At 72.4% G+C, this 13928-nt stretch carries 11 protein-coding genes; 4 read left to right on the top strand and 7 right to left on the bottom strand.

Annotated features, from left to right (window positions below):
• From FOE67_RS04265 to FOE67_RS04295, 7 genes are all read right to left on the bottom strand, one after another.
• Positions 1 to 1208, bottom strand: a 1208-nt coding sequence (locus FOE67_RS04265; protein ID WP_182660550.1) for a phosphoribosyltransferase family protein, incomplete at its 3' end; no start/stop codon positions are given.
• A gap of 38 nt (positions 1209 to 1246) precedes the next feature.
• Positions 1247 to 2413: an HpcH/HpaI aldolase/citrate lyase family protein gene (locus FOE67_RS04270; protein ID WP_182660552.1), complete on the bottom strand. Its 1167-nt coding sequence runs from the start codon at positions 2411 to 2413 to the stop codon at positions 1247 to 1249.
• Positions 2414 to 2689: 276 nt separating this feature from the next.
• Positions 2690 to 3442, bottom strand: a complete 753-nt coding sequence (locus FOE67_RS04275) for a Tellurium resistance (RefSeq protein ID WP_182660554.1) — start codon at positions 3440 to 3442, stop codon at positions 2690 to 2692.
• 160 nt (positions 3443 to 3602) lie between these two features.
• Positions 3603 to 4757 (bottom strand): DUF475 domain-containing protein, encoded by a 1155-nt coding sequence (locus FOE67_RS04280; RefSeq protein WP_182660556.1) that lies wholly within the window; start codon positions 4755 to 4757, stop codon positions 3603 to 3605.
• Positions 4758 to 4952: 195 nt separating this feature from the next.
• Complete coding sequence (locus FOE67_RS04285; RefSeq protein ID WP_182660558.1) at positions 4953 to 5534, bottom strand: TerD family protein; 582 nt, start codon at positions 5532 to 5534, stop codon at positions 4953 to 4955.
• A 291-nt stretch (positions 5535 to 5825) separates the two neighbouring features.
• On the bottom strand, positions 5826 to 6347 hold the full coding sequence (locus tag FOE67_RS04290; RefSeq protein WP_182660560.1) for a peroxiredoxin: 522 nt from the start codon (positions 6345 to 6347) through the stop codon (positions 5826 to 5828).
• Between the two features lie 169 nt (positions 6348 to 6516).
• Entirely contained in the window at positions 6517 to 6966 is a 450-nt protein-coding gene (locus tag FOE67_RS04295) for a DUF3052 domain-containing protein (RefSeq protein ID WP_182660562.1), read from the bottom strand.
• A 475-nt stretch (positions 6967 to 7441) separates the two neighbouring features.
• Between FOE67_RS04295 and aceE the strand changes: the two genes are divergently transcribed.
• The 4 genes from aceE (at position 7442) to FOE67_RS04315 (ending at position 13864) form a co-directional block, all read left to right on the top strand.
• Positions 7442 to 10174: a pyruvate dehydrogenase (acetyl-transferring), homodimeric type gene (gene aceE / locus FOE67_RS04300; protein WP_182660564.1), complete on the top strand. Its 2733-nt coding sequence runs from the start codon at positions 7442 to 7444 to the stop codon at positions 10172 to 10174.
• Positions 10175 to 10301: 127 nt separating this feature from the next.
• Positions 10302 to 11216: a potassium channel family protein gene (locus FOE67_RS04305; RefSeq protein ID WP_182660566.1), complete on the top strand. Its 915-nt coding sequence runs from the start codon at positions 10302 to 10304 to the stop codon at positions 11214 to 11216.
• A gap of 326 nt (positions 11217 to 11542) precedes the next feature.
• Complete coding sequence (locus tag FOE67_RS04310) at positions 11543 to 12772, top strand: alpha/beta hydrolase (protein ID WP_438874181.1); 1230 nt, start codon at positions 11543 to 11545, stop codon at positions 12770 to 12772.
• Between the two features lie 204 nt (positions 12773 to 12976).
• Positions 12977 to 13864 carry a DUF4429 domain-containing protein gene (locus FOE67_RS04315; protein ID WP_182660568.1) on the top strand — a complete coding sequence of 296 codons (888 nt, stop codon included), beginning with the start codon at positions 12977 to 12979 and terminating at the stop codon, positions 13862 to 13864.
• The last annotated feature ends 64 nt before the right edge of the window (positions 13865 to 13928 follow it).

Here is a 13928-nt window from a genome sequence, read left to right on the forward strand (position 1 = left end):
GGCAGGTCGTGGGCGGGGAAGACCAGGCGGCTGCGGATGGCGTAGCCGGGGTCGTCGATCGGCAGCACCGGGGAGCGGGTGGTGGTGGAGAAGAGCACCTCGGGCCCCTCCCCGGACGGGAAGGCCTCCTCCAGCGCGCCCGCGATCCGCAGCGGGACGTACATGAACTCCTCGGTGCCCAGGACCAGGACCCGTCGGGCACCGATCGGCAGGGCGTCGGCCAGGGGCGCGACGATCGAGGGCAGCAGGGCCTCCAGACGCCGCCGATCGGCGGGGGTGAAGCCGTGGCGACCGCCGTCGGGGAGACCGGCGGGCCAGGGCGGGTCCACCCGGCGGACGAGACCCGGCACGGTCCCCGGATCCCCCGGGCCCGTGTCCTCCTCGGCGCTCGCGGCGACCCGCGCCTCCTCCTCCGCGACCAGCGCCCGGCCGCGTTCGAGGACGTCGTCGGGGAGCTCGACGGTGCCCCGGGCCAGGGCCACCACCTCGATCCGGGTGCCGAGTTCGGCGGCGGTCTTCTCCAGGGCCGCGACATCGGCCGGGCCGCGCAGGTCGGTGAGGGTCACCGCGACCCACAGGTCGCGGGGGCGGCGCGCGTGCAGCGCGGTGATGGTGTTGCGCAGGGTGCGGCCGGTGGAGAGTTCGTCGTCCACGAGGACGAGCGGGCCGGTGCCGTCGAGCAGGTCGGGGTCGGCGGGCAGCAGCAGGTGCGAGGTGTGGTGGCTGTGCTCCTCCTCGAAACCGGCGGCGGGGGGAATCCCGGGGACGGCGCGGCGGGTGGAGTGCAGGTACACGGCGTCGCCGATGCCGTCGGCCACGCCGTGGCCGAGCGCGGTGGCGGTCTCGGCGTACCCCAGGACCACCGTCCCGTCGGCCCGGTCGCCCAGCAGGGCGCGGACCCGACGGCCGAGGGCGACGGCGGTGCCGTGCACGACCGCCGGGCTCCGGGGTATGTGCTTGCCCAGGACGGTGGAGACCAGCAGGTGGGCGCGGCGGGGGTTGCGGCGCACGGCCAGGCCGATGAGGTCGCGCAGGTCCGGGGCGTCCGGGCCGTCCCGGTCGGGGTCCCCGCTCCCGGGTGGCGCCGGGTGCAGGCGCAGGCCGAGCCGTCGGGCCACCCACTCCCCGGTCGGGGGAACGATCCCGGCGGGCTCCGGTGTCCCCGCCGGGTCGGGGGGCGGGGCGAGAGGGTCGTGATCGGTGGTCATCGGTGATGTCTCCCGGCGTTCGGCGCCGTACCCGGCGCTCACTGCAGGCCCGCCGCGAGCAGCGCCACGACGTCCACGTCCTCGCGCGCCACGCCGAAGACCTCGGCGCGGCGCAGGGTGCGTGCCGCCCAGGTGCGGTGCGGCTTCACCTCGTTCATCTTGTTGGTGTAGGCGGAGCGCAGGACCCCGCCGCCCTCCACGCCGTCGGCCAGGATGTCGCGGGCGTCGCTGTACTCCTCGTGGGTGACCACGGAGAGGGCGTGCACGACGGGGACGTGCGAGGGGTGGATGCAGGTCTTGCCGAGCAGGCCGTTGGCCCGGTCCAGGCCGATCTCCCGGAGCAGGCCGTCCATGTCCCGTTCGATGAGGTGGGTGCGCAACTCCTCCTCGCCCCGCCCGCTGAAGGGGCTGGTGCGCAGTTGGGGACGGAAGAGGCGTTCCCGGGGGCGGAAGTACTCCCAGACGGGGCCGGTGATGGTGTATCCGGTGCCGTCCGATCGGCCGAAGACGTTGACCACGTCGGAGATGACCGAGGCGACGATCTTGACGTCGTAGGCGGTCATCTCGGGGTTGCGGCGCAGCCCGTAGGCGGCGCAGAAGTCGGTGACGCCGAGCCGCACGGCGGGTATCCGCTCGCGGTGCTTGTCCAGCAGACGGGCGGTGTCCGTCAGGGAGCGGGCCCGGGTCTCCAGGTGCAGGAACTCGGGGGACTCCAGCACGGGCATCGCCAGGATGCGGCGGCCGGAGACGACCTCGGCCGCGGTGCGGGCGTCGAGATAGGCGGGTCCGGTCCCGGCGGTGAACTTGGGCAGCACGAAGCCGGCGAGGAGTTCCACCGCCTCCTCCAGCCGCAGCACGAGTTCGGTGATCTGCCCGGGGCGGCGGACCCGCACGAAGAGCAGGGGCACCTCCTCGGCCGGGGCCTCGCGGCGCAGGCGGGCGAGGTTGCGGACGATGTTCTCCTCCGCGCCGGGGACCTCGGCGTCGCTGATGGAGTCCTCGAGGCACAGCACGATGGAGACCACGCCGCGGCGGGCCTGTTTGCGGATGTCCGCGGCGAGGCGGGGGCGGGTGGCCGGCATGTACAGGGTGGCGCCGAGCGCCGTTCCGAGGGTGGTCACCTCGCTGTCGAGATCGAACTCGACGGGCTCCCGGTGGAACAGTGTGCGGCGTTCCGCATCGGTGAGCCAGCCGTAGTGGCGCATGCTCGTTCTCGCTTCCTTCGTGCTCCTGTTCGCCGGCCACGCCGGTGGCTCATCGTACGATCCGATGTGTTTCGGCCATGCTGCGACAGGCGGCGATTCGGAACACGGTGGACCACACCCGGATGTCCATCGGATGTCCCGGGCACCGATCGTGGCCCCGTCCCGCCCGGAGCGGTCGGGGAAGCCCCCGGCACCGGTACGGCGTGCGACACGGCGGGCCCCCGCCGGCGCTCCCCGGGGGGCCGTCCCACCCGGACCGGAACGGGCCCGTCCCGGTCAGCCGGGCGTCTTGGTGCCCCGTCCCCAGGCCAGGCCCCAGCCGTACAGGCGGTCGATCTCCGACTGGAAACCGTAGACGTACTTGACCTCGCGCCGGGCCACCAACTCGCCCTTCTCCCGCTCGATGAGCACCACCGCGCAGGACCGGGCCGAGGGGTTGGGATCGGTGAGGCCGACCTCGATGTGGGTGCCGTTGGCGGTGATGAGGGTCACCAGGACATCCGCCCGGGCGAAGGCGGGCGTGCCGTCGTAGATGTAGACGAAGATCAGCAGGCGCCGGAACTTGTCGGCGTGGTCCATGTTGGCGTAGATGGTCTCACCGGAGGCGCTGCCGAACCGGTCGTCACCGCTGAGCTTGAGGTAGGGCGGTCCGCCGAAGTCCCCTATGAAGTTGCCCAGCGGCTGCACCACACCCTTGGTGCCGTCCTCCAACTCGTAGAGACAGGCGAGGTCGAAGTCCACGTTGACCAGACCCATGGTGTGGCCGACGACCTCACCGGGCTTGAAGAGCTCCAACGGATGGCGCAGCGCGTTGAGTCGCCGGTGCCCCGCGGTGCTCATCACGTCCGCCGAGCGCATCCGCCACGACAGGCCGATGCGCAGGGTGCCGTGGGTGGCGTCCTGACCGGTGAGGGAGACCTGCGGGGTGCGCTTGGTCAACTCGATGGCGTAGCTGGAGGCCCCGCCGACGGTGTCGAATTTCGCCACCGGCTTGCGGCTGCGCCGCCAGTTCTCCCAGATCGAGACCATCGCGCGCCCCGCTCCTCACCCGTGTCCACCGGTCCGCGACGCCCCCGGGTCGGGGGCCGCCGCCGGGCGCGCCCGCGCCCGTGCCGACGGGACGGGCCGGTCGCGCACGGATGCGCCGGACCGCCCGTCCCGTCCAGAGGTTTCCGCAATCGCCGGGGGCTCACACCCGCTCGGGGACGGCCGGCCGATCCTCGCCCCCCGAACCGCCCCCGCCGAGGGCGGCCTCGCGATCGGCCCGGTTGTGGCGCACCGAGGACCAGAAGGCCGCGGCGATCAGGCCCACGCCGAGGGTTCCGGTGATGACCTCGGGGATGTGGTACCGGATGGAGACCAACAGCATGAGCGCCAGCGCGCCGATCGCGTAGTGGGCCCCGTGCTCCAGGTAGCGGTACTCGTCCAGCGTCCCCTCGCGCACCAGGTAGATGGTCAGGGAACGGACGTACATCGCGCCGATGCCCAGACCCAGCGCCATCCAGAAGATGTGGTTGGTGATGGCGAAGGCGCCGATCACGCCGTCGAAGGAGAAGGAGGCGTCCAGCACCTCCAGGTACAGGAAGAGGAAGAAGGCCGCCTTCCCGGCCAGTCCCACCGTGCTCGGCTCCCGACCGGCGCGGCGCGCGGCCTCCTCGGCCTCGGCGGCCCGCTCGTCGTCCTCCTCCAGGCGGTTCTCGAAGTACCCCGACAGGCCGCCGACCAGCAGGTACGTCAGCACGCCGGCGAGACCGGCGACGAGCACCGTGGAGGTCTTGTCCGCGTACGTGCCGCCGTGCTGGTAGGCCTGTCCCGCGAACAGGACGGAGCTGGTCAGCAGGGCGGCCAGGGCGACGCCGACGGAGAAGGAGTCGATCTTCCCGAGCCGGGCGAGCGGGCGCTCCAGCCAGCCCAGCCAGGTGACGTGCCGCTCGGTGAAGATGAAGTTGAGGAAGATCATCAGGAGGAACATGCCGCCGAACGCCGCGATGGACGGGTGGGCGTCGGTGACCATCTCCTGGTAGGTGTCCGGCTCGTTGAGCGCGAGCCGCACCGCCTCCACCGGCCCCACTCCGGCGGTGACGGCGACGATGGCCACCGGGAACACCAGGCGCATGCCGAACACGGCGATGAGGATGCCGATCGTGAGGAAGATGCGCTGCCAGAAGGCGTTCATCTTCTTCAGGATTCCGGCGTTGACGACGGCGTTGTCGAAGGAGAGCGAGATCTCCAGAATCGACAGGATCGCGACGACGGCGAAGCCGGTCCAGCCCCAGAAGTAATAGGCCGCCGCCAGGCCCAGGCCGGTCACGGCGAAGGACCAGCCGAAGGTTCTCAGAATCACTTGTTTTCCCGTTTCTCCTGCGAGGGAGGCGGTCGCGGATCGGCCGCGACCGCCGCGACCGGCAGCGCGCCCGACCCCGTGTCCGGAGCGGGCGCGTGTCGTGACCCGGTGGGCCGTGTCGCATGGTGTGGGGGGACGGCGGCATCGGCTCCCCGACCGGGGCGGGCGCCGGGTCGGCACCCGCCCCCCGGGGGGTCAGACGTTGACGCCGTAGTCCAGGGCGATCCCGCGCAGGCCGGAGGCGTAACCCTGACCGATGGCGCGGAACTTCCACTCCCCGCCGTGTCGGTACAGCTCGCCGAAGACCATGGCGGTCTCGGAGGAGGCGTCCTCCGAGAGGTCGTACCGGGCCAGCTCCACGCCGTCGGCACGGTTGATGATGCGGATGTAGGCGTTGCGCACCTGACCGAAGTTCTGGTGCCGGCTCTCGGCGTCGTAGATCGACACCGGGAAGACGATCTTGTCGACCTCGGGGGACATGCCCGCCAGATCGACGTTGATCTCCTCCTCGTCGCCGCCCCCACCGGAGCCACCGACCAGTTCGTCCCCGAGGTGCTCGACGGTGCCGTCGGGGCTCTTGAGGTTGTTGAAGAACACGAAGTGCTGGTCACTCATGACCTTGCCGGCCGCGTTGACCAGAAGGGCACTGGCGTCGAGGTCGAAGTCCGCCCCGGTGGTGGTGCGGGCCTCCCAGCCCAAACCCACGGTGACCGCGGTCAGATTCGGGGCCTCCTTCGTCAGCGAGACGTTGCCGCCCTTGCTGAGGCTGACTGCCACGGTACTCCTCCAGACGTTGCTGCGGGCATCGGACGGCCCCAATATGCCATCCCACCACTGCAACGGAAACGGCGGGCGGTGGTGTTCCCCCGGGAGCCGTGAATCGCGACGAAAGGCGCGTGCGGGACACGGCGGAGGGGTCGAACCGTGCCGGCGGGCGACCGCACGGGCCGCGGGGCGGCCCGTCGGACCGGGGAGCGCCGCCGGACGACGGACCGGGTGGGGCCCCGGCGACGGGTTGACGGGGACGCGGGGGCGGCCGGACCCCGGCCGCCGGGCGCGGCTCCCGTCTCAGACCTCCTCGCGGAGGGCGTCCAGGGCGGCGATGTAGGCGTCCAGGTCGCGCGCGTCCGGCATGCCGTTGACCACGCTCCAGCGGACCACGCCGTCACGGTCGATGACGAAGGTGCCGCGCAGCGCGCAGCCCCGGTCCTCGTTGAAGACGCCGTACGCCCGCGCCACCTCGCCGTGCGGCCAGAAGTCGGAGAGCAGCGGGTACTCCAGCCCCTCCTGCTCCGCGAAGACCCGCAGCGCGAACGGCGAGTCGCTGGAGATCGCCAGCAGCTGGGTGTCGTCGTTCACGAAGGCGGGAAGGCGGTCCCTGACCTCGCACAGTTCGCCGGTGCAGATGCCCGTGAAAGCGAAGGGGTAGAACAGCAGCACGACATTCTTGCCGTTCCCGCCGCTCTTCTCGTTCCCGCCGGCCCCGCCCGCCCCGTCGGCCGTCGCCCGGAAGTCGGAGAGACGCACGATCTCCCCGTGTTGGTTGCGCAGCGCGAAATCGGGCGCCTTGGTTCCGGGGGTGATCTCCATCGACGGATTCCCTTTCGGCTGCCGGGCCGGTCGGCTCCCTCACCGACGCGAACGGTCCGCGGACGGCGACGCGTCCGTGGCCCTCAGCCTACGCCCGGCCACCGACAGGCGGCGGACCGGCGGGTTCCCGCGGGGCCGGTCGGCCCCGCCGACCGGCCCCGCGGTCGGTTCAGCGGCGCCCGCCGGTCTTCCCCGCGGTGGTCTTGGGCGTGACCAGTCGGCTGCCGGCCCAGTCCCCCCCGGCGTTGATGGTCTTGGTCTGGGCCAGACCCGCCGTCCGGGCCGCCTCGTCGACCTCACCGGGCTCGACGTGTCCGTCCCGGCCGGTCTTGGGCGTCAGCAGCCAGACCGGTGCGCCCGGATCGATCAGGGTGGTCGCATCCACCAGCGCGTCGGTGAGGTCACCGTCGTCCTCGCGGAACCACAGCACCACGGCGTCGGCGACGTCGTCGTAATCCTCGTCGACGAGCGGCTGGCCCGTGAGGGCCTCGATCCCCTCGCGAAGCCCCTGCTCGACATCTTCGTCCCAGCCGAGCTCCTGGACCACCTGTCCGGGCCGGAAACCCAGCTGGGCCGCCGGGTTGGTCCGCTCCTCCGCGTGGTCCGCGGTCGCGCTCACGGATTGCCTCCTGTGCTGTTCGGTGTGGTGCCCGGTGTGACGGGTCGCCCCACGCGTGCGCGTGGGTTGTGCGGTAGTCCACACGGGCCGGGCGGATCACGCAAGTACCCGGCGGGGGCACGGGCCCAAACGTCGTGTCCCCGACCGCCCGTCGAACGGCGGGTGAGGTCCGTCACGCGCCGTCCCCGGGGGGACGCCGGGCGGTTCGGGGAACCGCCTTCCCGCCCGGACCGGAGGAAAAACCGGAACGACCCTTTCACAGTCCGGAAGCCCGGGGCGTAGGGTGGACCGTCGGCCGCCGGTGTCGCCCCCGACCTCCGGCCCGGCCGGCGTCCCACCGCCCCGCGACCCCGCGGAGCGGGTGTTACCACACGGTAGAGATGACGTTTCGCCTTCCGGGGTCCACGATGGAAGGCGGCCCGACATCAGGCAGAGGACATCAGCACCACTCCCGACCTCACAGTGAAGGAACAGCGTGGCTTCCGGATCCGATCGCAACCCGATCATCATTGGCGGCCTTCCCAGCCAGGTCCCGGATTTCGATCCCGAGGAGACCCGGGAATGGCTCGACTCGCTCGACGCCGCCGTCGGCGAACGGGGCCGGGAACGGGCCCGCTACCTCATGCTGCGCCTGATCGAGCGCGCCCGTGAGAAGCGGGTGGCCGTCCCCGAGATGCGCAGCACCGACTACGTCAACACCATCGCCACCCGGGACGAGCCGTTCTTCCCCGGCAACGAGGACATCGAACGCCGGATCCTGAACGCCACCCGGTGGAACGCCGCGGTGATGGTCTCCCGCGCCCAGCGCCCGGGCATCGGCGTCGGCGGCCACATCGCCACCTTCGCCTCCTCGGCGTCGCTGTACGACGTGGGCTTCAACCACTTCTTCCGCGGCAAGGACGAGGGCGACGGCGGCGACCAGATCTTCTTCCAGGGGCACGCCTCCCCCGGCATCTACGCCCGCGCCTACCTGCTGGACCGCCTCTCCGAGCAGCACCTGGACGGCTTCCGCCAGGAGAAGTCCAAGGCCCCCCACGGCCTGTCCAGCTACCCGCACCCGCGGCTGATGCCGGACTTCTGGGAGTTCCCGACCGTCTCCATGGGCCTGGGTCCGCTCGGCGCGATCTTCCAGGCCCGGATGAACCGCTACACCGAGGCGCGCGGCATCGCCGACACCTCGAAGTCCCGGGTCTGGGCCTTCCTGGGCGACGGCGAGATGGACGAGCCCGAGTCGCTGGGCCAGCTCACCCTGGCCGCCCGCGAGGGCCTGGACAACCTGACCTTCGTGGTCAACTGCAACCTCCAGCGGCTCGACGGCCCGGTGCGCGGCAACGGCAAGATCATCCAGGAGCTGGAGTCGGTCTTCCGCGGCGCGGGCTGGAACGTCATCAAGCTGATCTGGGACCGCACCTGGGACCCGCTGCTCGCGCAGGACCGCGACGGCGTGCTGGTGAACAAGCTCAACACCACCCCCGACGGGCAGTTCCAGACCTACGCGACCGAGACCGGCGCCTACATCCGCGAGCACTTCTTCGGCGACGACCACCGGCTGCGCCGCATGGTCGAGGACATGACCGACGACCAGCTGCTCCACCTGGGGCGCGGCGGTCACGACCACCGCAAGATCTACGCGGCGTACAAGGCGGCGGCCGAGCACAAGGGCCAGCCGACGGTCATCCTGGCGCAGACGGTCAAGGGCTGGACCCTGGGTCCGAACTTCGAGGGCCGCAACGCCACCCACCAGATGAAGAAGCTGACGGTGGACGACCTCAAGCGGTTCCGCGACCGGCTGCACCTGCCGATCGCGGACAAGGATCTGGAGAGCGGCGTCCCGCCGTACTACCACCCGGGGCGGGACTCCGAGGAGATCCAGTACATGCACGACCGCCGCAAGGGCCTGGGCGGGTACGTGCCCACCCGGGTCGTGCGGGCGAAGCCGCTGCCGCAGCCGGGCGAGAAGACCTACGCCGCGCTGCGCAAGGGCTCGGGCAACCAGCAGATCGCCACCACCATGGCGTTCGTGCGGCTGCTGAAGGACCTGATGCGGGACAAGGAGATCGGCAAGCGCTTCGTGCCGATCGCCCCCGACGAGTACCGCACCTTCGGTATGGACTCGCTCTTCCCGACGGCCAAGATCTACAACCCGCTGGGGCAGACCTACGAGTCGGTGGACCGGGAACTGCTGCTGGCCTACAAGGAGTCGCCGACCGGCCAGATGCTGCACGACGGCATCTCCGAGGCGGGATGCACCGCCTCGCTGATCGCCGCCGGTTCCTCCTACGCCACCCACGGCGAGCACCTGATCCCGGTCTACGTCTTCTACTCGATGTTCGGGTTCCAGCGCACCGGTGACCAGTTCTGGCAGATGGCCGACCAGTTGGCGCGCGGTTTCGTGCTGGGCGCCACGGCGGGTCGCACCACCCTGACCGGTGAGGGCCTCCAGCACGCCGACGGCCACTCCCAGCTGCTGGCCTCCACCAACCCGGCGTGCGTGGCCTACGACCCGGCCTTCGGCTTCGAGATCGCCCACATCGTGCGGGACGGTCTGCGCCGGATGTACGGGGAGAACGCCGAGGACGTCTTCTACTACCTGACGGTGTACAACGAGCCGATCACCCACCCCGCCGAGCCGGAGAACCTGGACACGGAGGGCCTGCTCAAGGGGCTCTACCGGTTCAAGGAGGGCACGGCGGGCGAGATCCCGGCGCAGATCCTGGCCTCGGGTGTGGCGGTGCCGTGGGCCGTGGAGGCGCAGCGGATCCTCGCCGAGGACTGGAACGTGCGCGCCGACGTGTGGTCGGCGACCTCGTGGAACGAGCTGCGCCGCGACGCGGTGGAGACCGAGCGGCACAACCTGCTGCACCCCGAGGAGGAGCAGCGGGTTCCGTACGTCACCCGTGCGCTGCGGGGCACCGGGGGCCCGGTGCTGGCCGTCTCCGACTGGATGCGGGCGGTACCGGACCAGATCTCCCGCTGGGTGCCGAACCCCTACCAGTCCCTGGGCGCGGACGGCTTCGGTTTCGCCGACACCCGGGGCGCGGCCCGCCGCTTCTTCCACATCGACACCGAGTCGATCGTGCTCGGTGTGCTGACCGAGCTGGCCAGGGCCGGCGCGGTGGACCGCTCGGTGCTCAAGCAGGCCATCGACCGGTACCAGCTGCTGGACGTGACCGCCGCGGACCCGGGTCCGGCGGGCGGCGACGCCTGAGGGCCGGCACCACCCCTCGCGCGGCGGGGCCCCGGAACCGTTTCCCCGGTTCCGGGGCCCCGCCGCGTGTCGTCCCTCCCCGGGGGCCCGGGTACCGGGAGGGGCGGGCGTCCTAGCATGTCCCGACATGGACGCGCCCCCTCCCGCCCCCCGGGTCCCACCACGTCGGCTGCCGGCTCCGCATCCGGAGGACGCGATCGAGCCCGGTCGGCGGAGCTGGGAACGGCGCACCGAGCTGCCGTTGCTGGGGCTGGCGGTGCTGTTCGGCGCGGTGTACGCGGTGCCGATCGTGGCGCCGGGGGCGCCCGCGGCGGTGCACCGGGTGTGCCGGATCACCGAGTGGCTGATCTGGGGGACGTTCGCCGCCGACTACCTGGTCCGTCTGGTGCTGTCCCGGCGGCGGTGGCGGTTCGTGCGCCGGCACCCGTTGGACCTGGCCGCGGTGGTCCTGCCGCTGCTGCGCCAGGTCCGGCTGCTGCGCCTGGTCTCCACCCTGTTGCTCGCCGGGGAGCGGGCCCGGATGGCCTCGCGCGTCCAGCTGACCGTCTACGTGGCGGGGTGCTGTGCGGGCCTGGTGATGTTCGGTTCGCTCGCGGTCCTGGAAGTGGAGCGGGACTCCCCGAACTCGAACATCCACTCCCCGGGTGACGCCGTGTGGTGGGCGTTCACCACCATGACCACGGTGGGCTACGGGGACCACGCGCCGACCACCGGGATCGGCAGACTGCTGGCGATCGCGCTGATGCTCTCCGGCATCGCGCTGCTGGGCGTGGTGACGGCCAACATCGCCGCCTGGTTCATCTCCCGCTTCGACGAATCCGACGAGGACTCCCGGCGGCGGGACGCCGCCCTGGAGGCGCTGACGCACGAGGTGCGCGCCCTGCGCGCGGAACTGGCCGCGCAGCGGCGGATCGCACCGGCGAACGGCGCCGGCGCGCCCGGGGCCGGGGCGGGGACGTCCGCCCCGGCGGGGGATCCGGTGACCGGCGCGGAGGGCCCCGAGGGGGGAGCCCGGCCGGGCGCGCCGGCGGGCACCGGCTGACCCCTCCGGGGCGCCGGGGCGGGGCCGGCGCCCGCCCCGGCGCCGACCCCCTGCCGACTCCGCGCCGGGAGGGGTCGGCCGGACACCCGCCCCCTCCCGGCGCACGTCCGACACCCGGTCGTGGCCCTTCCGTTGTCCTTCCGTTGCGCCGTCGTTGTCTTTTCGTTGCCGTCCGCGTACGCTTCCCGTCATTCCCGGAACCGGGTCGCCCGGATCCGATCGGCGGTCACCCCCGGGAATGACCCGGATCACATCGAAGCGGACTCCGCGCCCCGAAGGGTTTATTTCCGACAGAACGATCGTAGGATGCGGGAGCAGTGTCGAACATCAACCCTCCCCCCGCACCGGTCGGCCGCCGCGCCGTCCGATTCCCCGGCCTCCTGCGGCGCGTCCTGCTGCCGCTGGCCGTCGTCTTCACCGTGTTGGCCGCCTCCGGCTGGATCACCAGCGGCGAACCGGGTACGCCGGACCCCCGCACCCAGCGCCTGATGGCCTGGAACCGCGACGCCATCGGCGGTGCCGAGCTGCCCTCGGTCACCTCCTCCCCGGAACGGATCGCCTCCTTCTTCGCCTCCATGGGGCACCGCAAGTGGATGGTGCTGGCCGAACGCCACCCGGAGGTGGTCGGCAACCTCGACGGGGTCCCGGCCGAGGTGCGGTACGCCGCCAACCGGCACGCGCTGAACCGGGCACGACAGGAGGAACTCGCCCGCACCGATGACGAACGGCTGTCGGCCGCCGGACGCCACCACGCCGGCCGCCTGGCCAACCGCTACGCCTCGCTGCTGCGCGAGGACCGGCGGATCCTCTCCTTCGACCCCTCCGGCGGCGGTCGGGCGGCCGAGGTGTTCGGCGACCTGGACACCGCCCACCGGATCTCCGTGGTCGTGCCGGGGGTGGACACCGATCTGCTGACCTTCGAGCGCACCCGGATGCGGTACCGCTCCCCCGTGGGGATGGCGGAGGCGCTCCACGCCGAGCAGACCGCGGCCGACCCCGACCGGGAGTCGGCGGTCATCGCCTGGGCCGACTACACCACCCCGCGCGGGGTGGGCGTCTCCGCCGCCACGGGGGAGCTGGCCGCCGAGGGCGCCGACCGGTTGGTGCGGGCCGTGGAGGGGCTGCCCGGCGAGGCCCCCGTCGCGCTCTTCTGCCACTCCTACGGCTCGGTGGTCTGCGGGCTGGCCGCCGATCGCCTGTCCGACCGGGTGAGCGACATCGTGGTCGCCGGAAGCCCCGGCATGCGGGTCTCCCGGGCCGATCGGCTGGGCACCGACGCCCGGGTCTGGGCCACCCGGGCGGTCGGCGACTGGATCCGCGACGTGCCGCACCTGGCCGTCGGGCCCCTCGGGCACGGCACCGATCCGGTCCACCCCTCCTTCGGGGCCCTCCATCTCGCCTCGGGGTCGGCCCGGGGGCACACGGGGTACTTCGAACCGGGCACCGACAGCCTGCGCAACTTCGCCCGCATCGGCACCGGGCTGCTCACCACCGTCACCGGTGCCCGGGGAGCCCCGCTGTGCACCCCGGAGTCCACCGTCGGCCTGCCCGCCTGAACCGTCGCGGTCGGGCCGGCGCGGCCGTGTCCCCCGCCGGGCGGTCGGAAACGGGTCCTCCCGCGGAGGGGCGGATTCCGGACGCGTGACGCCGGTGACACGGATCATCCCGGGGGACGGGGGGCGCACGCCCCCGAGCGTGTTCCCCGGTGAGGTGCGCGGAGGGTGGTCCATCCGCCGGCCCGGGCGCATACGATGACCCGCATGGGTGATGTGCTGGCCGGAATCCACTCCTCCTGGGAGTTCGACACCGATTCCGTACTCATCCGCTTCGAACGGGGGATCCGCACGCCGAAGCTCTTCCACGTGTTGGGCGAGCGTCGCATTCCCCATGAGGCGTTGAGTTCGGTCGAACTGGGCCCCGGTGCCAGGAAGGGCACCGTCGTCCTGCGGATCCTCCCCAGACCCGGGGCCGACCCGTTGCTGGAGGCCGCCGCCGGCCAACTCCGGGAGGCCGCGGACCCCTACCGGCTGGTGCTGCCCGCCGAGCGGGAGACCCCGGCCGGGTACTACGCGGCGGAGTTGCTGTCCCGGCTCGGCCCCCGCGCCCGCGAGGAGGCCGACGAGTTCATGGTCGATCCCCCGCCGGCACCGCTGCGCTTCAAGGCGTACGACGGGCGGGTCGCGTTCGACGGGGCCACCGTGGACTTCCGCTGGTTCCGCACCGGCGCGTCCTCCGCCAAGTGGAAGGCCGGCGACCAGACCTTCGCGGTCGCCGAACTGGCCGGGGTGGAATGGCGCTCCCCCGAGTTGGAGGGCGGGTACCTGCGCCTGTTGCGGCGGGGGCCGGACGGCAAGCCGCTGTCCCCCGCGCCGCTGCCGGCGGACCAGGACCCCACCGCCGTGGTCTTCGGTCTGGGGTACGGGCTGGTGCACGAATCGCTGCCGCTCGCCGCGAGCGTGCTGGCCGCGGTGCAGGAGGTGGAGCGGACGGGGGGTCCGGTGAGCGCCCTGCCCAACCCCAGGGACCCGCGACGGGACCCGGCGGACATCGCCGACCGCATCCGGCACCTGGGCGAACTGCACTCGGCCGGGCTGCTCACCGACGAGGAGTTCTCCCTCAAGAAACAGGATCTGCTCGCCGAGTTGTGACCCGCCCGCCCCGAGGGGGTGCCCGTCGGGGCGGGGGCCGGTCCGGGACCGCCGGGTACCGGGC

It is taken from the genome of Streptomyces calidiresistens (genome assembly GCF_014141525.1).
Lineage (GTDB): Bacteria > Actinomycetota > Actinomycetes > Streptomycetales > Streptomycetaceae > Streptomyces > Streptomyces calidiresistens.